We start from the raw sequence: 23,958 nt of genomic DNA on the forward strand, positions 1-23,958 counted from the left end.
GAGAGCGACTCTCCAGGCCCGTTGTGCATGCACACTCAAATAAAACGGGAGGATCAGGCGGCGCGGGCGTTCTGCTGGCCACCCTGGAGCGTGGCGAAGACCCGACCCAGCTGGCGGATACTCTCTTCCATCGAACACCCCTGCGAGACCGGTTGCCGCAGATAGTCGCGAATCGGCTTGATGAGCTTCAACGCCAGGTCGATGCGCGGGTTGGAGCCCTGCACGTAGGCGCCGATGTTGATCATGTCCTCGGCCTGGGTGTAGGCGGCCAGGGATTCGCGCAGCTGTCCGGCCCAGCCCTTCTGGGTCTCGCCGGCCAGGTCGCTCATCAAACGCGACAAGGAGCCGAGCACGTCGATGGCCGGATAATGGTTGGCCGAGGCCAGATCGCGCGAAAGCACGATGTGACCGTCCAGAATACCGCGCACCGCATCCACGATCGGATCCTGGATATCATCCCCCTCCATGAGGACCGTGTAGAGCCCGGTGATGCTCCCCTCGCCGCTGTCTCGACCGGCCCGTTCCAACAAGCGCGGCAGCAGCATGAAAGTCGAGGGGGGATAACCGCGACTGGTGGGCGGTTCCCCGCGCGCCAGCCCGACCTCGCGTTGCGCCATGGCGAAACGGGTCAGGGAGTCCATCAACAACAGCACATGCTGTTGACGGGCGCGGAAATACTCGGCGATCGCGGTGGCCAGATGGGCGGCGCGCAATCGCAACAGCGGCGGCTGATCCGAGGTGGCCACCACCACCACCGAACGCTGCATCCCCTCCGGCCCCAGATCCTTTTCCAGAAACTCCACCACCTCACGGCCACGTTCGCCGACCATGGCGATCACGTTGACATCCGCCTCGGTGTACCGGGCCATCATGCCCAACAGCGTACTTTTACCCACACCGGAACCGGAAAAGATCCCCACCCGCTGGCCGCGTCCGATGGTCAACAGGCCGTTGATGGCCCGCACCCCCAGATCCAGGCTCTCGGAGATGCGCCGGCGGTGCAGAGGATTGATCGGTTCGGCATTCAGCGGGGTGAACTCGGACAGATGGATCGGCGGACCGTGATCGATCGGCTCCCCCGTGGGACCCAGCACCCGACCCAACAGCGCATCCCCCACCCCAACCATCTCCGCCCGTCCGCGCGACACGATCAGACTGCCCGGATGAATCCCCTTGATCGCCCCCAGCGGCATCAGCAACAACGCATCGCTGCGGAATCCCACCACCTCGGCGCGAATCGGGGCCGAGCCGTCGTCCGGGTAGACTTCGCACATATCGCCAATCGAGGCCGAGGGACCCTCCCCCTCGATCAGCAGTCCCAGCACCTGCGCCACCTTGCCGGTACGCTTCATGCCGAGTCCGCGTCGCGCCGACTCCTGATAGTCTCCCCACGGGAGTTCCAGGTCGAAGTTCATGACGCCTCCGTGAAAATCTCGTCGATGGCCAACTCTTCCACCCGATCCTCGGGGTCCAGTTCATCCACGGACCAGTCGTCCCCGGCCAGGGCGCCCCAATCCTCGGCGCCGTCCAGCCCGTTTTCGACGAACGCCTCACCGACGTCTGCCTCTTCGACCGGATCCTCCCCGGCCCGTTCTTCCCCGACGAACGCCTCCTCGGACAGCGATTCCCCGACAGACTCCTCCCCACCGACCCAGGCGGAAGAGGATGCGGCAGGAGCCAGAACGGCGGGAGCCAGAACGGCGGGAGCCAGAACGGCGGGAGCCACCGGTTCCTCCCTGGCCCGCGACATCGCCGGCATGGGCGGACGGATGGGACGATTCGGCACGCTGCCCGGATCCGGGATGAGCGGAAGCGGTTCCCGCGCCGCGGCCAACGCGGCCGACTCGCGCGCCCGCTCGGCGATGTCCGGGACATCCATGGCGTCGAGACGCTCCTGGAGATACTCGCGCATGGCGAGTTCCACCTCCTTGAGCTGGATCTCCAGATTGTCCTCCAGACCGCCGAAATCGCTCTCCAGATGGACCGCGCCCGACGAAAGGGTCGGATCCGACTCGATGTTCAGGTTGCCGAAGGCCCGGATCCGCTCCAGAATCCGCGCGTTGCCCGGCGACACCCGGATCACGATCCCCTTGCGTCCGGCGGCGCGCTTGAGGATCCGCTTGACCCGCTCGGCCACGATCTCGGGGTTGACCGTCAATTCGCTGGCGATCAGATCGCGGATCAGCACCAGCGTGGTTTCGACCAGATAACGCTCCGCGCCGGCCAGAATGCGGGCGTGAAGCTGCTCGAGATTGGCCAGAACCCCCTCGAGTCGCGGCAGCATGGCGTGGATCTCACGCTCCATGCGCTCCTCGCCGGCCTTGAGTCCGGCGGCCTCGGCGGCGGCGAAGACCCGTTGATAGACCTCCCGCTCCATCTGCTCCAGACGACGGGCGTGCAACTCCTCGGGGGAGATCTCCGGCTCCTTCTTGGGCGGCACCACCACCGGCAGCCGTCCATCCGGACGCAACCGCAAGAAGTGCTCCCCTTTGATCTCGCGCGGCGCGTCGAGCAGGGCGCCAATTCCCACCCGACGGCACGCCAATCCGCCGGCCTCGGCCTTGATGATCTCCGCAACGTTACTCTCGGACACGGATCGCTTCCCCTGTCGTGGATCGGGTTACAACCTGAAAACGGTTGAGTGGTCGCCTGGATGGCCTCATCCAACCGCCTTTTGACCGTGAAACGCCCGAAGGGCGGTATGAGGGGGATTCTCCCCCCATCCTGCACGGTACCGTGAAACGCCCGAAGGGCGGTCCATGGTACGGAGGATGAGGGGAGTTCTCTCCCCATCCTGCACGTTACAGCACCACGTCGTCGGTGCCCTTGCCCATGATGACGATCGCCCCCTCGGCCTCGAGACGACGCGCCGCTTTCAGAATGCTCTGCTGGGCGGATTCGACGTCGGCCACCTTCACCGGCCCCATCATCTCCAGATCCTCGCGCAACATCTCCGCCGCGCGCTCGGACATGTTCTGGAAGAACTTCTCCTTGAGTCGATCGTCGGTCCCCTTGAGGGCCGAGAGCAGCTCGTCGTTGTTGACCTCGCGCAGCAGGGTCTGGAAGCTCTTGTCGTCCATGAGCAGCAGATCCTCGAACAGGAACATCTCCTTGCGCACCTCCTCGGCGAGCGGGTTGTCCTCCTCGTCGAGATAGGCCAACAGCTTGTCGGAAAGGTCGCGGCTCATCATGTTCAACAGCTCCGCCACCTTCTTGACACCACCACCACCCTCCTTGGCATAGCCACCGCGGGTGGCGCCCAACGCCTCGAGTTCGGTCAAAAGCGACTCCTCGATATCCTCCAGCGCGCCAGGCGGCAGACTGCCCAGCTTGGCCATGCGCAGGATCACCTCCTGCTGCACGTCGCTGATCAGATAGTCAACCACATAGGACGCCTGCTCCACCTGCAACTGCGACAGGATCAACGCGATGCTCTGCGGATGCTCGTTGGACAGGAAAGTGGCCACCAATGTGGGTTCCATGGCGTTGAGGATCTCCCAAGGGGTATTCTTGGGCCCCTGCTGCAACTCCTTGAGGAACTGACGCGCCTTCTCCTTGCCAAGCGCCTTGGAGATCATGTCCTTGACCTTGTTCATGCCGCCGCGCACGTCGAACTGCTGCAACTCGAACCGGTCCAGGAACTCCTGACGCACCGCCCGCACCACATCCTGGGGGGTACTGCCGATCCGGGCGATGGTGCGGGTCAATTCGCGCACCTCGTCCTCCTGCATCCCGTCCAGAATCTTCTTCACATCCTCGTCGGCCAACGACAGAATGAAGATCGCCGCCTTCTCCTTGCCGGTCAGCTTGGTGCGCGAGCTGATCTTGCGCTTCGGCACCGCTTCCCCCGCCGGCTCGTTCCAGACTTCGTTGTCAACCGCTGCTTCCGCCATGGGTCCGCCCTCTCCATCAACCTTTATGTTGGGTCACCAAACCGGGCTCAATCTTCCTGCAACAACCAGGAACGCAGGATCTCGCGCGCTTCGTCCGCATGTTCGCTGATCATCTGCTGCGTCAGCTTGATGTTGCGATCCGGGGTACGCATGCGCATCGGCTGTTCGGTGGGCAGGGTACCCACCCCCTCGGCCACGAGTTGCGCTTCCAACTCGGCCACCGCCGCCGGCACGCCACTCGAATCCGGCACCTTCTCGCCCAGCAGCAGACGCATGACCATCGGCTTGAGGACGAGGAAGAGCAGCAGCAGGACGATGACCGCCAGACCCGCCTGCAGATAGAACTCGGGACGCTCCCAGAACTTGACCGTCTGCTCCAGACCACCGGTGAGCGGTTCGAACGGCGCGCTGGTCACCTGGATGGTGTCGCCGCGCTGCGTGCGGAACCCGACCGCCTGCTCGATGATCTTCTGGAGCTGCGCCAACTCGTCGGAGGTGCGCTCCTTGTAGAGATCCTTGCCCTTGTTGTTCGGATCGGCCTCGTAGTGACCATCGACCAGCACGGCGATGGAGAGCCGTTGAATGGTGCCGACCGGCAACACGATCTTGTTGACCGTCTTGCTGATCTCGTAGTTGATGGTCTCGCGTTCCACGCTGCGCGACTGCTCGGAACCGCTCCCGCCGGCCTTCACCTTGTCGTTGGCATCGTTGGGACGCACACCCGGCACGCCGCTCTCGCCGAACGAGCCACGGCTGCTCTCGTTGACGGTTTGTTCGCTGCGCGCCACCTGCCCTTCGGGATCGAACTTCTCCTCGCTGCGCTCCACCCGCTTGAGATCCAGGTCCGCGGTGATGCGCACGATGCTGCGGCTCACGCCGCTGGCATTCACCCCCACCACCTTGTCCAACATCGCCTGGGCGCGATCCTCGAGGGTCTTTTCCACCTGACGTTGCAGGCTCAGGCTCTCCTCGGCAGGCATGCGGCCATCCGTGGTGACCGCCTTCTTGCTGGAGATCAGGTTCCCCTTGTGATCGAGCAGCGTGACATCCGACTCCTCCAACCCCTCCACCGCCGAGGCCACCAGATGGGTGATCCCCTCGATCTGCTTGGCGTTCAGGGGACGGGAAAGTTCCATCACCACCGAGGCGGTGGCCCGTTTCTCCTCGGAGACGAACAGGGACTTCTTGGGCAGCACCAGATGCACCCGCGCCTTGCTCACCGCGTCGATGCTCTCGATGGTACGGGCCAGTTCACCCTGCAAACCGCGCTGGAAGTTCATCCGTTGCAGAAAATCGGTCATGCCGACCAGATTGGTCTTGTCGAAGATCTCGAAACCGGTGCCGGTCCCCTGCTTGGGAATCCCCTGGCTGGCCAGATCCAGACGCGCGTTGTAAAGCTTGTTGGCCGGCACCTCGATGGTGGTTCCTCCCATCGAGAGCTGATACGGCACGTTCATCGTGGTGAGCTGAGCCACCACCTTGCCGGCCTCGGCCTCCGGGAGCCCGGAGTAGAGCACCTTGTAGCTGGGCCGGGTGGCAAACCAGATGATCGCCGTCAATGCCAGCGCCGTGGCGGCCACGGCCAACAGCAATCCGTTGCGCCCGCCCAGCGGGAGACGCTCCAGAAACCGCGTGAAAACTTCCGCTGGTGCCTCGGAGCGGGCAGCCATCGCGCTCGTCGCCTCTGCCATGTTCAGGTATCCTCAACGCCTAAAGACTAAAATAACGAGTTACCATGGAACTCCCGCCAGGGAGGTCCATGGTCGGGGGTGAGGGGGTCTCTCCCCATCATGCACGGTACCATGGAACTCCCGAAGGGAGGTCCATGGTACGGGGAGGGGGGTTCTTCCCCCATCATGCCAGTTACAGCCGTCTGCCCGACGCGCTTGCGCGCGGTCAGGATCATGCCGGCATGCTCATCACTTCCCGATAGACCTCCAGGGCCTTGTTGCGCACCTGCATCAGCAGACGCATGTGCAACTCGGCCTTGGAACCGGCGATCTGGGCCTCGTGAATGCTCACCCCGGCATTGCCCAGGAGCGCCTTTTCACTCAACTCCTTGGCATCCTTGCCGAGCCGGTCGGTCTCCTTGATCTGGCGGGCCAGGGTCACGGAAAAATCCTCCCAGTGACCCCCTCCCCCTTCCCCTCCGGTGATCGAGGGGGTGGAGAGGTTGATGGGCGGCAGGGGCGTGGTGCCGATCGGATTGATGGACATCGGTTGACTCCTTGATATTCCCTAATACGACTAACGACCGATCTCCAACGCCTTCATGGCCATGGCCTTCGAGGCGTTGAGAACCGTGACATTGGACTCGTAGGCGCGACTGGCCGCCATCATGTTGACCATCTCCGCCGTGGGGTCCACGTTCGGCATGGCCACGTACCCCTGGGCATTGGCATCCGGATGGGACGGATCGTACTGCATGCGAGGCGGACGCTCGTCCACATGGATCCGTTCCACGGCCACGCCCGTGGTGGCGGCCATCTGTTCGCGACTCAACATCTCGTCGAACGACTTGGCCGAAAAGACCGGATCCTTGCGCTTGTAGGGCCCACCTTCCGGGGTACGGGTGGTCTGGGCATTGGCGAGGTTCTCGGCGATGATGTTCAGACGCAACCTTTGTGCCGATAATCCCGAGGAGGTCACGCGAAACGAGGTCAGGAAGTCGTCCATGGGGCCATTCCCTGTACAAGTGCTTGGTATCGATCACGCCTTGACGACCGGCGGATCACTGGGAGGATCCACCCTGAATCACCATGCGCAGATTGCTGATCTGCGAATTCATCGATTGGGCGGCATAGTTGTAAAGGAGTTGGTTGGCACTCTGACGGGCCATCTCCTGCTCCAGATCCACGCTGTTCTGATCCCCCTTGGGAATCGGGGTTTCGACCTCCTGCAACTCCCCCTCCACCGGGATGTGCATGGCCATCGGCATGTGCTGACGCGAGGTGCGCGCCACGGGCAGTTCGTCGCCCACCGGCATGGAGTCGCGCAGCACATCCTCGAACTCCAGACGGCGCGCCTTGTAGCCGGGGGTATCGACATTGGCGATGTTGGAGGCGATGATCTCCTGACGCCGATGACGCAGATTCATCAGATTGGACTTGAACGCCCCTTCATTCCCCAACAAACCGAACTCGGCCATCTGCCTGCTCCTTCCAAATAAGGGTCCGCGCATCGCCCTCCAGGGACCCACGCGCGAGGGGTGCATCCCCGGGTCGCGCAACCGACCGTCAAACCATCGACGCCACATGCATTCCGGTTCACGCACTGAACACCAATCAGCATGAATCGTGCCGATGACCACCATCCACCTCAGCCATCACTCCGATCATCGGCCCACCACGCCCCGGAACGCATTTCTCTTGCAGTGTGCTCCGGAATTGTCGGAAGATGAGCTGGAACGCCTTCAACGCCACACCCGCCACGCTGGACCGCGTGCCAGAAACCAACCTTCACACCCTCCACAAGGAGTTCCCATGGATCAACGTCTCTCCCTGGTCACCCTCGGGGTTCGCGACATGAATCGCGCGCGCATGTTCTATGAGAGCCTGGGCTGGCAAACCTGGAAGGAGAGCAACGAACACATCTGTTTCTTCCAGACCGGTAGCATGGTGATCGGGCTCTATCCCCTATCCAACCTGCTGGCGGATCAGGGCAGGCCGGAGGCCGCACCGAACGCGGGCGGCATCACCCTGGGGATCAACGTGGTGGCGCGGGAGGATGTGGACCGGGAGTTGGCCCAGGTCCTGGAGAAGGGCGCAACCCTGCTGACACCCGCCGCCGACACCCCCTGGGGAGGACGCACCGCCTATTTCGCCGATTTGGATGGTCACCCGTGGGAGATCACCTGGGCGCCGATGTTCCCGTTGGGTGCGAACGGTGAATTGATTCTGCCGTGAAACGCCGCCCGCGAGTCGTAGACGTGGTAAAGGTTCCAAACCCAGACACCATTGGCGCGTGGGTTCGATCCCGCTCTGTTTTTAGACCATGACGACGGATTCCACACCCCAGGGAGATTCGATGCCTTGCGCGGACGGGACAGGCATGGATACCAGTATTCTCATGACCATCACCCGCAGCAATTGAAGCAAACACATCCAGCTTGCCGTTAAACAAGGAACGATTGGTGCAGATTAACCTCTTGATCTCAAAAAGCGCAACAGATTGACAATTGATCTAAAAATGATTAGAAATTTTATTGCATTATGTTCCTGATCATGCTAAATTCAACTTGATTGCAGAGATAAACAATATTAATCCATGATACAGAAAGACATGGGGGATAAAATGGACTTTAATGAAGAAATTTTAGCAATCTCTTCCAGAATCAAAAAGACCAAAGAGAAAATCGCTAACGAGGAAGCAACAAAACAGTCCTATATCATTCCTTTTATCAAGACTCTAGGTTACGATATTTTTGACACTTCAGAAGTCTTTCCAGAATACACAGCAGATGTTGGGACCAAAAAGGGTGAAAAGGTTGATTATGCCATCTTACAAGATGGTCAGCCAATCATGCTTTTTGAATGCAAATGGTGTGGATTCACCTTGGAAGATGAGCACACATCACAACTTTTTCGATATTTTAGCACAACAGAAGCCAAGGTCGCTGTACTGACAAACGGAATTGTTTACAAGTTTTACTCTGATCTGGAAAAACCCAATCAAATGGATGCAAAGCCCTTTCTGGAATTCGATATGCTGGATTGCCGAGAGGATCTGCTTCAAGAATTAAAAAAATTCAGCAAAAATCGATTTGATCACCACCAACTAAAAACAACCGCCGTAGATCTGAAATACACGAGAGAAATCAAACGTTATCTCTTTCAACAAACGATAGAACCAACCGAAGAGTTTGTGAAATTTATCACCAAACAAGTGCACCCTGGTCAATTAAGACAAAACATTCTGGAACAATTTTCTGGCATAACCAGCCGCGCGTTCAATCAATTCATTAATGATACCATCAACCACAGACTCAAGGCAATCAGTCAAAGTTCGGAAGAACCTACCATTCAACCCGAAGCCATACAAAAAGCGACGACTCCTGTTCCGGGTCAATCCCCAAAACAAAGCAAAGACAATCGCATACAAACCACAGAGGAAGAATTAAGGGGTTTTGATATACTTAAAATAATTCTTACTGGTTATATTGACACAAAAAGATTGTTTTTTAGGGATGCCGTGTCCTATTTTAGCATCCTTCTTGACGATTCAAACAGAAAACCGATTTGTCGATTACTGCTTAATCAATCGACAAAATATCTGACTCTTCTTGACAACAACAATGAAGAAAAAATCTTGATTCAATCCGTGGAAGACATTCCACTGTATCGTGACCGCATTATCAATACGATCAATCATTACAAAACCCAGACAGCAAAAGACATCGACAAATCAAAGCCAAAAGCCAACTCAATTCCGTCCAACAATGTCCCATGATTCCTGCTTTGGTTCGTGGCGAATCTGTTCGCACCAACCCTACCGCGCCGCGAACTCGTGCAGCACCTCCAACAACCGCTTCCGGGAGATCGGCTTGGAGAGATAATAGTCACACCCCGCGGCCATGGCCTCGGCTGAGGCCTCCTGCATGGCATGGGCGGTCAGGGCCACCACCGGGGTCGGCACCAGCCCCTGTTCCAGCTCCCAGGCGCGCATCGTCCGCGTGGCCGCGTAGCCGTCCATGACCGGCATCTGGATGTCCATCAGCACGATGTCGAACCGCTCCCCCTGAAACAACTCCACCGCCTGACCGCCATGTTCGGCGAATGTCAACGTGTGGGGCGTGGCCTTCAGGAAGGCACGAATCAACAACCGGTTGTCCTCGGAGTCCTCGGCCAGCAGGATCGACAATCCCCGTTCCGCGTCTCGAGTCGTCTCGTCGCGCGCCCCCTGACGCACCACCGATACCAAAGGAACCGATCCCTCCGTCTCGACGACCGGCAACTCCAGGGAAAACGAAAAACGACTCCCCTGCCCCACCGCGCTCTCGACCGCGATCCGTCCGCCCATCCGTTCCACCAGCAGCGCGCAGATCGACAAACCCAGACCCGATCCGCCAAACTTGCGGGTGATCGACCGGTCCGCCTGCCGGAACGGCTGAAAGATGCTGGTCAACTTGTCCGCCGGGATGCCGATGCCGCTGTCGCGGATCGCGAACAGGATCCGTCCGCCCGGCTCGCGGCTCGCCTCCAGCACCACTTCCCCCTCGAGGGTGAACTTGACCGCATTGCCCAACAGGTTCAACAGGATCTGCCGCAACCGGTTCGGATCCCCGCGCACATGCACCGGCAAACCCGGATCCACGAGCCATTTCAATCCGATGCCGCGCTCCCGCGCCGGCACCTGCATGATCTCCGCCGCGCCGACCACCAGGGCCGGCAGATCAAAGGCGGAACACTCGGGATCGAACTGGCCGGCCTCGATCTTGGAAAAGTCCAACACGTCGCTGATCAGGGCCAGCAGCGACTCGCTCGCCTTGCGCGACATTTCCAGATACCGGCGCTGTTCCTCCGTGGCGCTGGCCTCCATCAGAAGCTCGTTCACCCCGAGGATCGCGTTGAGCGGGGTACGGATCTCATGGCTCATGTGGGCCAGAAAGGTGGATTTGGCCCGATTGCCCGCCTCGGCCATCTCCCGCGCCCGTTCCGCCTCCTCCTTGGCGATGCGCAACTCGGCGGTACGCGCCGCGACCTCCTTCTCGAGCGCGTCGCGATGGCGTTTCAACTCCAGATGGGTGGCCACGCGCCGTCTGACGATCTCTCCATGAAACGGCTTGGTGATGTAATCCACCCCACCCATCATGAACCCCTCGCTCTCGTCGGCCACCTCCTTCCGGGCCGTGACGAAGATCACCGGGATCTCTTTCGTCACCGGCTGCTCCCGCAACTGCCGGCACACCTCGTAGCCGTTCATCTCCGGCATCATGATGTCCAGCAGGATCAGATCCGGCGGTTCGCCGGAGAAGGCGGCCCGCAGCGCCTGGGGACCGCTCAGCGCCACCTGCCGGTGGTGGTCGGCCAGCCACTCCTTCAACAGATCGACATTGCCCGGCTGATCATCGACGATCAGCACCCGCGCCTTGGACGGCTCCTCGCGGGGCGGCGGCACGGCGATCGGCTCGCGTCCGAACAGGCGCGCCAGGGCATGCAGCCGCTCCTCGGCCTCGGCGAAGCGGTACACCTCGATCTGACGGGCCAGCTCCTGGTAGGTGAACCAGGAGTCGCTGTTCTTGAGCAGCGACCCCAGATCGGTCAGCCACGGCTCCACCTCGATGCAATGTCTGCTCACCCGATCGAGGATCCAGCTCATCAGCCGCAGCGCCCGTTCGACATCCACCCCGGACAGGTCGGTCCGCGCCACGCCCGGATCCGGCGCACCGACCAGCCGAGCCGGATCCACGCCCAAACCACCCATCACCACCCGCATCCGTTGGATGAAGGTGGCCAGGGCCACATGACGCCACACCGGGTCATCCGCGGCGAGAGCATCGATCAGCTCGCCGGCGGCCTCGGCCAGGGTGATGGCGCCCACCGCGCGCGCCGCGCCGCGCAGCACATGCAGCCGAAGCGCCGCGTCCTCGTGCCGTTCCATCTCGATCAACCCCGGCAGGGCGTCGAGCATCTCCTCGTATTCGCGACGAAAACGGATCAGCAGCCGGCGGTACAATCCCCGGTTCCCGGCCACCCGTTCCAGACCGTGCGCCGGATCGAGTCCAGGCAGACGCAGCAGAGGTTGCGCTTCCGGCGTGGGGAACCCCTCGGGGGGATCCCAGCCATCAAACGGCGCCACCCATTTTTTCAACAAGCCATGCAGACGCTCGGCACGGGGAGGCAGCTCCAGGGTATCGCGCATGCCGACATCCAGGCAGTGACGTTTCTCCTCGATCCCACCCTGGGCCAGAAGGGCGATCACCGGCAGTTCGGCACCGGTGGGCAAAGCGCGCAGACGGGCCACGCACTCCGGGCCACCCCACTCCGGCAGTTGGGAATCGATCAGCAGCACGTCGAACGGATGGCGACCCGCCCATTCCAGCACCTGGGCCCCATCCGTGGCCAACTCGACCACCAGGCCGATCCGTTCCAGAAGTTCGGTGAGAATCCGCGCCGACACCTCCCCCGCCTGGGCCAGCAGCACCCGTGCCCCACCGATGCGCGCGCCGGTCTCCTCCTCCTGGGCCAGGAGTTTCTCGCGGCGCCGATCCACCTGATCCGCCTCGTCCTTCCCCTGATGGGCCAGACCGCGAATCAGCCGCGAGCGGGTGACCGGCTTGTCGATGAAACCGTCCATGCCGGCCCGTTCCATGCGTTCGAGCACCTCGCCGACTCCGAACGGCGCCAGCAGCAGAATCACCGGAAACGGTGGTCTGGGCACCCTGGCATCGAGGGCCGCCCGAATCTCCACCGCGGCCACGTCCCCATCCTTGCCCGGCATGCGCCAATCCAGAAGCACATGACTGTAAGGTGCGCGCCCGGTGCCGTTGGCAGCCAGCACCCGCGCCACCGCCTCGGACCCGGAGGCCACCACCTCGGGTTCGAGCAGCAACTCTTCAAGCAGCTCGGCCAGGGCCGTCCGTGTTCCCGGATCGTCGTCGGCCACCAGCACCCGTCCGCCCCACAGTTCCTCCGGGAGGGTGAGCGACTTGCGCCGGTTCTGGCCGTGCATCCCCACGCACACCTCGAAGCCGAACTCGCTCCCCTGTCCTGGCGCACTCTCCGACCACATCCGTCCGCCCATCAGCGACACCAGCCTCTGGCAGATCGACAACCCCAACCCGGTCCCGCCGTACCGGCGGGTGATGGAACCATCGGCCTGCACGAAGGGGGCGAACAGGTTGGGCAGCACGGAGGGATCGATGCCGATGCCGGTATCCCGGACCGTGCAGCTCAGACAGACCCCGCCATCCGGGGTGACGCGCGGAGTGATCCGCACCGTGACGCCCCCCTGTTCGGTGAACTTGATGGCATTGCGGATCAGGTTGATCAACACCTGCTCCAGGCGGATCGCATCGCCGAACAGCACCGCGTCGAAAGATGAAGGGAGCGCGAAGACCAGCTCGATGCGACGATCGGCCACCTGCTTGCTGAACAGGTCCGCCAGCCGCTCCACCAGCAGATGCAGATCGAACGGCACCGGATCGAGGCTCAACCGGCCCGCCTCGAGTTTGGAGAAGTCCAGAAGATCGCTGATGATCCCCATCAACGAGCGCGAGGCGTTCTCGATCTTGGCCAGGTAATCCCGCACGCGGGGATTGAGATCGGCCTTGAGCGCCAGCTCCGTGAACCCCAACACCGCATGCATCGGGGTACGGATCTCATGGCTCATGTTGGCGATGAACTCGCTTTTGGCCACGCTGGCCAACTCGGCCACGGCCAGGGTCTCCTCGAGGGATTTCACCAGTTGCCGCCGGTCGGTGACATCCTGCAGAAAGCCGATGAAGCGGACCTTGCCATCCTGCACCGTGGAGGTGAGCGACACTTGCAGATCGACGCTCTGCCCATCGGCGCGCACCCCTGGGAACTCCAGGCGACGCCGCAGACGCGGCGCCTCGGGACCGAGCGCGGCGAAGCGTTTCAAGCCGACCCGATGGGCCTCCCGTTGTCCCTCGGGCACGATGAACATCTCGATCGGCTGACCCAGCACCACCTCCCGGTCGTATCCGAACAGCTGTTCGGCGGCGGGATTGAACTCCACCACCCGCCCATCCTCATCGGTGGTGATGATGGCATCCAGGGCGTGGGCCAGGATCGCCTGATGACGATCCAACAGGCGAACGATGGCCTGATAACTCTCGATGTTCTCCAGGTTCTGATGGACCCGGCACAACAGCTCCTCGGGTTGATACGGCTTGACGAGGAAGTCGTTGGCTCCGGCCTTGATGAAGCGTGCCGCCAGCTCCGAGTCGCCGTGGGAGGAGAGGCCGATCACCGCCACCTCCTCGCGACCGTGGTGGTCACGCAGGCGGCGCGTGAACGCCACGCCGTCCATGATCGGCATCTGATAATCGCTGATCACCAGGGAGAGGGGCTCCTCGCCCAGAATGCGCAGGGCCTCCTCCCCGTCCCCGGCCTCGCGCAACTCGAAGCCGTGCCGTTCCAGGAGCCGGCACAGCAGGCGACGCGCGGCGCGGGAGTCATCGACCACCAGGATGCGGGTCCGGCGATTCGAGCGGAACCGCTCGATGGCCTGGATCACGGTATCGACCACCCCCGGACTGTCCTTGATGAAGTAATCCAGCAGCCCCTTGTCGAGAAAGATCTGGCGCAGTTGCGGTTTGAACATGCCCGTGAGGGCGATCGAAGGGATTTGATGGGTCACCATCAGATCGACGATCTCCCCATCCGGGGCATCGGGCAGGAACAGATCGAGAATCGCCAGCAGGAACCGGCGCGGATAGCGCTCGAGCACCACGCGCGCCTCGGCGAGACTCTTGGCGACCACCACCTCCACACCCAGGGCCCGTTGCAGGCGTCCCTTGAGCAAGGCCGCGAAACTGCTCGAATCTTCCACGATCAAGATGGTGTCCACGTTATGCGTTCCCGACCTCGCCGACTTGAGGATGGCCATGAAATTCACGCACATCACACATAACAAAATAAAAAAATACCGTCCATCACTTGACTGTTGGTATTAGAATAGCGCATTTTTCAAAAAATGCATGCACAAACGCCATCAAGGTTCATGACACAAACCGTGACCCGTGGCATGCAATCGTGTTATGATATTCATTCATCATTCCATGTCACGCCGCAACGTGGGCGCTTTCGATCCGAACTCACCGGCACGGGAAACCCCAAGGGTATCCGATCAACCTCATGTCCATGCGCCTCAAACTGATTCTGCTGTGCCTGATCCCCCTGCTCGTCGGACTGGGGGGGAGTGCCGCCATATCCCACTATCTCACCGGGAAAAGCGCCCTCGAATCGGCCATCACCTTTCTGGACCGGGCCAATCTGGCGTTGATCCGGGAGATCGAAATCCTGGTCGCGGGCGACCTCTCCTCCCGACCACCCCCGGTGGAAAAGCTGCGCGACCTGCTGCATCACACCCACCGGCATCCGGAGAACGAAGGCCATCAACTCATCCTGGCCCCGGACGGCGCCATTCTCGCCGACAGCCGCGCCACAACCCTGGAACGTCCGGACGCCAAGGTCTGGGGGGCCATCCTCGATCGCATCCGTCAGGGCGAAACCGGACATGACGAACTCCAACTGGCCGGGGAACGGTGGCTGATCGCCTTCCGTCCGTCAAGCGTCGGCAACCTGCGCATCGCCCACCTGCACGCCGAACGGGCCCTCATGCCCGAAGCGCGCACCTGGCTTCTGGATCCGCTCCTGGCCCATCTGCTGCTCGCCGCCACCCTGACCATCCTCACCCTCATGACCCTGCGCGGCCATGGCGAACGGCTTCTGGCCCCCATCGGCATGCTGCGCGAGGCCATGCAACGGCTCATCCACGGACCGCTCGACCTCTCCACCAGGATCCCGCCCCCCACCCATGACGAATCCGGCGCCCTGATCGACACCTTCAACCAACTGCTCGACACCCTGCACCATAAGACCGACGCCAAGGGGTTCATGGAGCAGATCCTGAGCGCCATGCTCGATGGCCTGTTGATTCTCGATCGCGACAACCGCATCCAGCGGGTCAACAAGGCGCTCCTCACCCTGCTCGAGGAGACCGAGGAGAAACTGATCGGTCGCCATCTGGATGAACTGATCCCGGATCCATCCTTCTGCGCCATCATGTATCGGGACATGCTGGCCGAACGTCCGTTCCGCTTCCAGGAAACCACCTTTCTGACCGCCGACGGACGCGAGGTGGCGGTATCGATCTCCAGCTCCCTGTTGCACGAAGGGGAGTCCCTGGCCGGCACGGTGATTCTGGTGCAGGATATCCGCCAGCGCAAGCGCAACGAAGAGCAACTCCATTTCCTGGCCAACTTCGACATGCTCACCCAACTCCCGAACCGTTCGCTGCTGGTGGAGCGTCTCTCCCAGACCCTGACCCGCGCCCCCTGGCGCAGCACCAGCGTGGGATTGATGCACTGCGCCCTGGACCGCTTCAAAACCATCAACGAGTCCCTCGGCCATCGCGCCGGAGACGAACTGTTGAAAGAGACCGCCACCCGTCTCCTGGAGAGCGTGCGCGACGGCGATACCGTGGCCCGTGTCGGCGGGGATGAATTTCTGGTGCTTTTCCAAGACATCGCCCGGGCCGACGATGTGATCCATCTGGCCCGCAAGCTCTCCCAGGCGATCTCCAAACCGATCCTGCTCTCCACCGGCCAGGAGATCTTCATCACCGCCAGCATCGGCATCTCGCTCTTTCCCGAGAACGGCGCCACCCCGGACGAACTGCTCAAGAACGCCGACATCGCCACCCATTTCGCCAAGGCGCAGGGCAAGAATCAATTCAGTTTCTTTTCCGTGGAAATGAACCGGAAGGGGGCGCAACGGATCGCCCTGGAGCGGGATCTGCGTCGCGCCATCGAACGGGGAGAACTCGAGGCCCACTATCAACCGCGCTGGGATCTGCAACAGGATCGACTGGCCGGGGCCGAGGCCCTGGTACGCTGGCGACGCGGCGGCACGCCGGTCTCACCGGGGGAGTTCCTGCCCCTGGCCGAGGAGTTGGGGCTGATCGAGGAGATCGATCTGTGGATGATCGAGGAGACCTGCAAACAGGCGCGCACCTGGCTCGACCAGGGCCATCCGCCGCTGCGGATCTCCATCAATCTCTCCCACCACCTGTTCGAACGTCACGATCTGGTGATGGTGGTGCGCCGGGTGCTGGAGGAGAACCGTCTGGAACCCCGACACATCGAACTGGAGTTGACCGAGGCGATCGTGATGCACGACGTGGGGCACGCCATGAACACCCTGCGCGCCTTCCGGGATATGGGGATCCATCTGGCGGTGGACGACTTCGGGACCGGCTACTCCTCCTTTTCCCATCTGCGGCGCCTGCCGGTGCATATCCTGAAGATCGACCGCTCCTTCGTGCGCGAGATCACCACCCATCGCGAGGATGCGGTGATCACCGAGGCGATCATCTCCCTGGCCCACACCCTGGGGCTGCGCGCCACCGCCGAGGGGGCCGAGGAGCCGGCCCAACGGGAACTGTTGACCCAATTGGGCTGCGACGAACTGCAAGGATATCTGATCAGCCGGCCCATCCCGGCCAAGGAGCTGGCCGAGCGGTTTTTCGTAGGGAGATGAAGAGCGGTTCTTGGGGATTCAGGGAGGGGGGACGACTGTTCGTTGAACCGCGTTGCGAGCGGAGCCTCACGGATATCGAGCCAATCCCCGTGATCCCGTTCCATGGATGCGCACCGCGGATTCCTCCAAGGCTGCGCGCAGCGTTTTCCACAAAAACCATGAAAAACGCTTTATTTTGAAGAACTCGCCAAAGCAAAAGCAAGGTCAGAAGCTCGGAAGCGCCGCATCCGAACCTCTGCCGGGGACCTTGCGGTCACCTGCCCCCTGCAATCGTGGGATCCTGAATCGTCACCCCCCCATTCTAAACCGCATTCATCACGAGATGCGTAGTTCCATTAGCAAGGGTCCAGGGGGCTTATCCCCCTGGTAGGATCCAAAGGCAAAGCCCTTGGGACTGTGCTTTTGACTTGAGCGCGCTCTTCTCAAAGAAGCATTTTTCGCGTCTTTTGCGAAAAGTGCGCCGCGCGCAGCCTTCGCGAACTTCGTTTCCGCTTTATTACCGTGGAACTCCCGTAAGGGAGGTCCACGGTTGGGGGTGAGGGGGTCTCCCCCCATCATGCAAGTTTGGAAACGAAGCTCGTATTTGGCACTGTGTGGCCTTGCGGGAAACGACGCTTCTCAAAATAGACGAGGTTTAACGCTTTGCCGACTTGCGCGCCAACAAAATCACCGGCCACACGCCGATCAACACCAGCGTCACCGCCGGCAGGGCGGCCCGTTCCCACTCCCCTTCCGAGGTCATCTCGTGGATGCGCACCGCCAGGGTATCCCAGCCGAAGGGACGCAGCATCAGGGTGGCGGGCATCTCCTTCATCACCTCGATGAGCACCAGCAGGGTGGCGGTCAGCAGGCCGGGTCGCAACAGGGGCAGATGGATGCGACGTATCTGCTCCCACAGGTCCGATCCCAACCCCTGGGCGGCCTCGAGGATGGCGGGACGGATGCGCTCCAGGCCGCTCTCCACCGGCCCCATGGCCACAGCCAGAAAACGGGCCAGATAGGCCAGCAGCAACGCACCGACACCGGCGCCCAGGGCACCGTTCGTGCCGCCAGTGGCACCCAGGGCCTTGCCGATGGCGATCAGGGCCAGCATCACCCCGACCGCGAGCACCGAACCGGGCAACGCGTAGCCGGAGGATGCCAGGCGTACCGCCAGGAGAATCGGGCGATCCTCGGGATGGCGCTTGCGGATCAGGCCGAGGATGAGGGCCACGAGGCTGGCCAGCAAGGCAGCCCCGCCCCCCAGGAGCAGGGTATGTCCCAACAGGCTCCAATAGCGGGCATCGAGATCCTGGGCGATGCGTCCCAGGGCCCAGATGGCAAGCTGGGTCATGGGCACGGCGAAGGCCAGGCCAAAAACCAGCGTGGCGACTCCGGTGGCCAGCCAGCCGGCCATCCCGGTGAGCACGATCCGTTCCCGTTCGGTCGGGGCATGGCCGTCACTGGCGAAATAACGGGCCCGTCCGCGCATGCGGCGTTCGACGGTCAGAGCCGCCAGGACGAACAACAGCAGCAGGGAGGCCAGTTGGGTGGCGGCGGGGAGGTTGAACATCCCGTACCAGGCCTTGTAGATGGCGGTGGTGAAGGTCTGAAAGCCGAACACCGACACGGCGCCGAAGTCGGCCAGTGCCTCCATGGCGGCCAGGGCGCAACCGGCGGCGATGGCCGGGCGGGCCATGGGCAGGGCGGCATGCCAGAAGGCGCCCCAGGGGGTGCGTCCGAGGATGCGCGCCGCCTCGAGCATGCGTCGTCCCTGCCCGGCGAAGGCGGCACGGGCCAGCATGTAAACATAGGGATAGAGCGACAGGGCGAAGAAAAAAACCACCATGCCGGGCGAACGGATATCCGGAAACCAGTAGCCGTTGGCGCCGAAGCGGCGGGCGAGTCCGAGCTGGAGGGGACCGCCGTAGTCAAGCAGGCCCAGCCAGGTGAAGGCCAGCACATAGGCGGGCATGGCCAGGGGCAGGATCAGGGCCCAGTCGAAAAAGCGCCGTCCCGGAAAGTCGCACAAGGCGGTGAGCCAGGCGAGTCCCACCCCCAAAAGCCACACCCAGGCGATGACACCCACGATCAGGATGCCGGTGTTGAGCATGAGGGTGGTCAGCACCGTATCGAGCAGATGGCGCCACGCGGCCCACTCCGGGGTGATCCAGGCAGAGAGGATCACCCCGACGGGCACGAGCACAACCCCGGTCAACAGCCAGACGATCAGACGCCAGCGACCGATTTCGCCAGAAACGGACCGGATCATGGATACCCGGCCCGATCCATCAGACGGACGGCGGCGGCCTGATGCCGACCGGCCAGGGAGACGTTGAGCGACTCGCCTTTGAAGGTTCCCCAGGCGGCGACCTCGGCATGGGGCAGGATTTTCGGATTGGCCGGGTACTCCATGTTCAGCTTGGCGAAGATCTCCTGGGCCTCGGGGGTGGAGAGCCATTCCAAAAGCCGGATGGCCGCGTCGCGATGTTTGGCGTGTTTGGTGACTCCGGCCCCGGAGACGTTGACATGGGTGCCGTTCGACTTCTGATCGGCCCAGAAGAGTTTGACCGGTGTCGCGGGTTTCTCTTTCAGCAGCGCGCCAAAGTAGTAGGTGTTGACGATGCCTACGTCGCACTTGCCCGCGGCGATCGCCTCCATGAGCTTGGTGTCGTTGGAGAAGACCGGCACCGCCAGATTGGCCACCCAGCCGCGTACGATCTTCTCGGTGCGCTCCTCGCCGAGACGGGCGATCAGCATGGCGACCAGGGATTGGTTGTAGATTTTCTCCGAACTGCGCAGACAGAGCTTGCCCTTCCACGTCTCGGCAGCCAGATCCTCGTAGCTGGAGAGGGACTCCGGCTTGACCCGCTCGGTGGAATGAACGATGGTGCGCGCCCGCACCGACAGGCCGAACCACCGTTTTTCCGGATCACGCAGCCGTTCCGGGATGTTGGCGTTCAGGGTCGGGGAGTCCACCGCGGCCAGCACCCCCTGTTCGGCGGCATGCCAGAGGTTGCCGGCATCCACGGTGATCAGCAGATCCGCCGGGGTGGCCTCGCCCTCGGCCTGAAGACGGGCCAGCAGCGGCCCCTCGCCATCGGTGAGGTAACGGGTCTTGACCCCGGTCCTGGCCTGGTAGGCGTCGAGCAGGGGTTTCAACAGATGCTCCTTGCGCGCCGAATAGATCACCAGTTCATCATTCGCCTCCACGGGCGCAACGCCACACAGCGCGATGGCGAGGAACAGCGCGATAAGGGCTTGCTTGATCATGTTTTCAATCCTTTCCTGCAAGTGAGCGGTTGTATGCTTGTGAGCGCCGGTTCAGAGCGAGGCGGGATAACAAAGGAAAGAACCGTCCGCCCGGTCGTCCGGAAAGAGCACCAGGTGATCGGTGGAGACGCGGATCGGCACCCGTTCGCCGACCGGGTGATCGGCGTGGGAGGGGAAAAGGGATTGCAACTGGCAGCCGGAATCAAGCTCCAGGGTGTAGAGGGTCGAGGCGCCGCGAAAGGCGCGTCGGATCACCCGTGCCACGATCGGGGAGTTTTCGTCCGGCAACACGTCATCCGGACGGATCAGCACCCGCACCGCCGTACCGGGATCGATCCGCGCGCCGTGGGGCTTGCCGCGCACCATGCCCACTGCGGTACGAATCTCCTCCGCCGACTCGCTCACCCCGGACAAAAAGGTTCCCTGGCCGATGAAGCCGGCCACGAAGGCATCCACCGGCTGGTGGTAAAGCTCATAGGGAGTGCCCCACTGACGCAGATTCCCCTCATGAAGAACCCCCACCTTGTCGCCCCAGGCAAAGGCCTCGTGCTGATCGTGGGTGACCAGGATGCCGGTGGTGCCCTGACTTTCGAGAATTTGGCGGACCTCCACCCCCAACCGTTCGCGCAGCTCCACATCCAGATTGGAAAAGGGCTCGTCGAGCAGGATCAGCTCCGGTTTTGGAGCCAGGGCGCGGGCCAGGGCGGTGCGTTGCTGCTGTCCGCCGGAGAGTTCGTGGGGATAGCGACGGGCCAGGGAGGCGAGCCCCACCCGTTCGAGCATCTCGTGGGTGGTGGCGCGGATCCGTTCCCGGCTTGCCCCCTTGAGGCCATAGGCAACGTTTTCGGCCACGGTCAGATGGGGAAAGAGGGCGTAATCCTGGAACACCATGCCCACGCGACGTCGTTCCGGCGGCATCGAGAAGCCGGGTCGGGCGATCGCCACCCCCCTGAGCAGGATCTGTCCGGCGATGAGCGGGATGAACCCGGCGATGGCGCGCAACAGCGTGGTCTTGCCGCACCCGCTCGCCCCCAGCAGGCTCACCATCTCGCCTGGATCCACCCTCAAGTTCAGGTCACGCACCACCGGGCGCTGCGGATCGAGGCCACAGGCGAGCGATTCAAGAATCAGGAGGGGTGCGATGGAAGAGGCGTTGTTCATGGCATCGGGCGCGGCTGGGGGTTGAGAAGTGAATGAATGATACACATTCTCAACCATAAAGGCAAAGCCAATTTTGCAAATTTTGTAACGTGCCTGATGGAGGGAGAACCCCCTCACCCCTCGTACCATGGAACTCCCGAAGGGAGTTCCACGGTAAAAAACGGAAACGACTCCCGCATAGGCTACGCGCGGCGCATTTTTCGCAAGAATCGCGAAAAATGCTGCTTTTGGAGAACGCGCTAAAGTCAAAGGCAAAAGTAATGAGTCCCAAGGGCTTTGCCCTTGGATCCCACCAGGGGCCAATGGCCCCTGGACCCCGCCAAATGTAGGGGTCCTGAATCGTTACCCAATTTTTCACCGCTCGCCGCCGGCGCGAAGAGTCCCCCACGCCCGGCTTTCCGGCTACCACCAGAGCGGATAGCGACGCGCGGGAATGAGATTGTTGAAAATCAAGGCCACGCCGAGCATCAAAGTCGTTGCGACCAGAACGGGCAGAAAGGCATACAAGAACCCGAGAGCGCGGACCTGCTCGGAACCGATCACCGCGATCAGAGCCGTGGCGCCACCGGGAGGATGGAGGGAGCGGGTCAGATGCATGGCGACGATGGCCAGGGAGACGGCCAGGGGGGCGGCCAGCCAGGTCACACCGGGCAGGAGTTTCACCGCGCCCACGCCGATAAGGGCGGAAATGAAGTGACCGAGGATCAGATTGCGCGGCTGGGCCAAGGGGCTGGCGGGCGCGCCGTAGATCAACACCGCCGAAGCCCCGAAGCTGCCAAGGAGAAGCATCAGATCGGAATCCTGAAAAAAGAGCCGTTCCAGCCCGGCCACCAGAAGGATCCCCAGAAACGATCCCAACCACGACCAACCGATTTCGACCCAACCCACCCGTGCCGGCATGGGCAGATCGCCACGCATCTTGGCGAGCAGCGCCACCCGACAACGCGACAGGACGCCGCTCTCCATCGTGGATGGAACCAATTTCACGACCGCTTGATTTTCCATGCTCCTCCCCTCTTCAAGATCTCATGAAACAACCGTATCTGCCCCCGCGTGGTCGCCTCCCAGGAGAATGTCTCGGCATGGCGACGGGTGGCCTCGGGATCCGCCGGTCGCGCCAGAAGATCGCGCACCGACAGCGCGATGGCCGCCGGTTCGAGCCCCTCGATCAACACCCCGGCCTCGGGCGCGGTGACCACCTCCGGCGCGCCCCAAACGCGGGTCGCCGCGACCCGCGTGCCGCAGGCCATGGCCTCCAGGAGCACATTGGCCCACCCTTCGCGACTCGAGGCCAACACCAGGGCATCGGCGGCGGAGTAGTGGCGCCTGAGTTGACCTTGCGGGATCTCTCCCAGCAGTTGGACCCGATCGGCCACGCCAAGTTCCCGCGCCAGTGCGCGCAAAGGCTCTTGCAACGCTCCCGAACCGGCGATCGCCAGATGGACGCCGGGCAACTCGGGCAGGGCGCGGATGATCCGGTCATGCCCCTTGCGTTCGATCAGATGGCCCACGGAGAGGAGCGTCGGGCCTCGCCAACCCAACGCCGCCCGCTCCGCTTCCCGTTCCACCGGTGAGAAGAGTTCGAGATCCACCCCGTTGCGCAACACCGTGACCCGTTCGTCCGGGATGTCCATCCCGATCAGGACACGCTTGAGGGCGGCGCTCACGGTAATCAGGCCATCCGCCCGCTCCGCGACGCGACGGATCATCCAACCAGGCAAGAAGTGGGCCGGGATCTGGTTGAGATCGCTGCCACGGGCGGTGATCACCACCGGTTTTCCCAACTGGCGTCCGAGCAACCATGCGGCGATGCCATCCGGATAGAAATAGTGGGCGTCGATCAGATCGAAGTCAAACCCGTTGGCGCTCAAGCGGCGCAGGGTGGCGGACGCGCCAGCCGCCAGCAACAGGGGCGCGCTGGTCATGCCCATTTTCGGGGGAAGGAAATAGCGCGGATGGAGCACCTCGATGCCGTGGATCGTTTCGTGTGCCGGGGCCCGGGTGCCGCGCTGAACAAAGGGGTTGAGGCGTGGATGGCTGATCGGAAACCAGGGGATCGGGGCCACCACCCGGGATTCGATCTCCCCGGTGGCGACCAGATGACGCAGCCGTTCGGCCACGAAAATCCCATGCACGGGATGGCCGGCATGCGGAAAGAGGGTGGAAAAAGTCAGGATGCGCACGAAAGGACCATCGACAAGAGGGGTCGGAGGATGACGACATGCCAGTTACCATGGAACTCCCGAAGGGAGGTCCATGGTACGGGGGGTAAGGGGGTTCTCCCCCATCATGCCAGTTACCATGGAACTCCCGAAGGGAGGTCCATGGTACGGGGGGTGAGGGGGTTCTCCCCCATCATGCCAGTTACCATGGAACTCCCGAAGGGAGGTCCATGGTACGGGGGGTGAGGGGGTTCTCCCCCCATC

General features: G+C 62.3%; 16 protein-coding genes. 3 read left to right on the top strand and 13 right to left on the bottom strand.

Annotated elements, in window-relative coordinates:
* Positions 1-53: 53 nt before the first annotated feature.
* From ACV4UY_RS11065 to flgB, 7 genes are all read right to left on the bottom strand, one after another.
* Positions 54-1,415 (bottom strand): FliI/YscN family ATPase, encoded by a 1,362-nt coding sequence (locus tag ACV4UY_RS11065; RefSeq protein ID WP_491607651.1) that lies wholly within the window; start codon positions 1,413-1,415, stop codon positions 54-56.
* Positions 1,412-2,593, bottom strand: coding sequence for a FliH/SctL family protein (locus ACV4UY_RS11070; RefSeq protein ID WP_491607652.1), 1,182 nt, complete (start codon positions 2,591-2,593; stop codon positions 1,412-1,414). Before ACV4UY_RS11070 ends, ACV4UY_RS11065 begins: the two co-directional genes overlap by 4 nt.
* A gap of 208 nt (positions 2,594-2,801) precedes the next feature.
* Entirely contained in the window at positions 2,802-3,893 is a 1,092-nt protein-coding gene (fliG, locus tag ACV4UY_RS11075) for a flagellar motor switch protein FliG (protein ID WP_420903734.1), read from the bottom strand.
* A gap of 47 nt (positions 3,894-3,940) precedes the next feature.
* On the bottom strand, positions 3,941-5,584 hold the full coding sequence (fliF, locus tag ACV4UY_RS11080) for a flagellar basal-body MS-ring/collar protein FliF (protein WP_491607653.1): 1,644 nt from the start codon (positions 5,582-5,584) through the stop codon (positions 3,941-3,943).
* A 211-nt stretch (positions 5,585-5,795) separates the two neighbouring features.
* On the bottom strand, positions 5,796-6,110 hold the full coding sequence (fliE, locus tag ACV4UY_RS11085; protein WP_491607654.1) for a flagellar hook-basal body complex protein FliE: 315 nt from the start codon (positions 6,108-6,110) through the stop codon (positions 5,796-5,798).
* A 30-nt stretch (positions 6,111-6,140) separates the two neighbouring features.
* Positions 6,141-6,569, bottom strand: coding sequence for a flagellar basal body rod protein FlgC (gene flgC, locus ACV4UY_RS11090; protein ID WP_420903731.1), 429 nt, complete (start codon positions 6,567-6,569; stop codon positions 6,141-6,143).
* A 55-nt stretch (positions 6,570-6,624) separates the two neighbouring features.
* The gene (flgB, locus tag ACV4UY_RS11095; RefSeq protein WP_491607655.1) at positions 6,625-7,041 is read right to left on the bottom strand and encodes a flagellar basal body rod protein FlgB; all 417 of its coding nucleotides are present in this window, start codon (positions 7,039-7,041) and stop codon (positions 6,625-6,627) included.
* A gap of 334 nt (positions 7,042-7,375) precedes the next feature.
* On the opposite strand from flgB, the gene ACV4UY_RS11100 reads away from it, so the two are divergent.
* Positions 7,376-7,798 carry a VOC family protein gene (locus tag ACV4UY_RS11100; protein WP_491607656.1) on the top strand — a complete coding sequence of 141 codons (423 nt, stop codon included), beginning with the start codon at positions 7,376-7,378 and terminating at the stop codon, positions 7,796-7,798.
* Between the two features lie 361 nt (positions 7,799-8,159).
* A complete protein-coding gene (locus tag ACV4UY_RS11105; protein WP_491607657.1) occupies positions 8,160-9,341 on the top strand; it encodes a type I restriction endonuclease in 1,182 nt (393 codons plus the stop codon).
* Between the two features lie 39 nt (positions 9,342-9,380).
* On the opposite strand, the gene ACV4UY_RS11110 is transcribed toward ACV4UY_RS11105, so the two are convergent.
* Positions 9,381-14,426, bottom strand: a complete 5,046-nt coding sequence (locus tag ACV4UY_RS11110) for a response regulator (RefSeq protein ID WP_491607658.1) — start codon at positions 14,424-14,426, stop codon at positions 9,381-9,383.
* A 287-nt stretch (positions 14,427-14,713) separates the two neighbouring features.
* On the opposite strand from ACV4UY_RS11110, the gene ACV4UY_RS11115 reads away from it, so the two are divergent.
* Positions 14,714-17,119: a putative bifunctional diguanylate cyclase/phosphodiesterase gene (locus ACV4UY_RS11115; protein WP_491607659.1), complete on the top strand. Its 2,406-nt coding sequence runs from the start codon at positions 14,714-14,716 to the stop codon at positions 17,117-17,119.
* Between the two features lie 634 nt (positions 17,120-17,753).
* On the opposite strand, the gene ACV4UY_RS11120 is transcribed toward ACV4UY_RS11115, so the two are convergent.
* From ACV4UY_RS11120 to ACV4UY_RS11140, 5 genes are all read right to left on the bottom strand, one after another.
* Positions 17,754-19,370 carry an ABC transporter permease gene (locus tag ACV4UY_RS11120; protein WP_491607660.1) on the bottom strand — a complete coding sequence of 539 codons (1,617 nt, stop codon included), beginning with the start codon at positions 19,368-19,370 and terminating at the stop codon, positions 17,754-17,756.
* Positions 19,367-20,371 (bottom strand): extracellular solute-binding protein, encoded by a 1,005-nt coding sequence (locus tag ACV4UY_RS11125; protein ID WP_491607661.1) that lies wholly within the window; start codon positions 20,369-20,371, stop codon positions 19,367-19,369. Before ACV4UY_RS11125 ends, ACV4UY_RS11120 begins: the two co-directional genes overlap by 4 nt.
* A gap of 51 nt (positions 20,372-20,422) precedes the next feature.
* Positions 20,423-21,532, bottom strand: coding sequence for an ABC transporter ATP-binding protein (locus tag ACV4UY_RS11130; protein WP_491607662.1), 1,110 nt, complete (start codon positions 21,530-21,532; stop codon positions 20,423-20,425).
* Between the two features lie 402 nt (positions 21,533-21,934).
* Positions 21,935-22,498, bottom strand: a complete 564-nt coding sequence (locus tag ACV4UY_RS11135; RefSeq protein ID WP_491607671.1) for an HPP family protein — start codon at positions 22,496-22,498, stop codon at positions 21,935-21,937.
* Positions 22,499-22,515: 17 nt separating this feature from the next.
* Positions 22,516-23,715, bottom strand: a complete 1,200-nt coding sequence (locus ACV4UY_RS11140) for a glycosyltransferase family 4 protein (protein WP_491607663.1) — start codon at positions 23,713-23,715, stop codon at positions 22,516-22,518.
* Between the last annotated feature and the right edge of the window lie 243 nt (positions 23,716-23,958).

Source organism: Candidatus Magnetaquiglobus sp. (assembly GCF_058402785.1).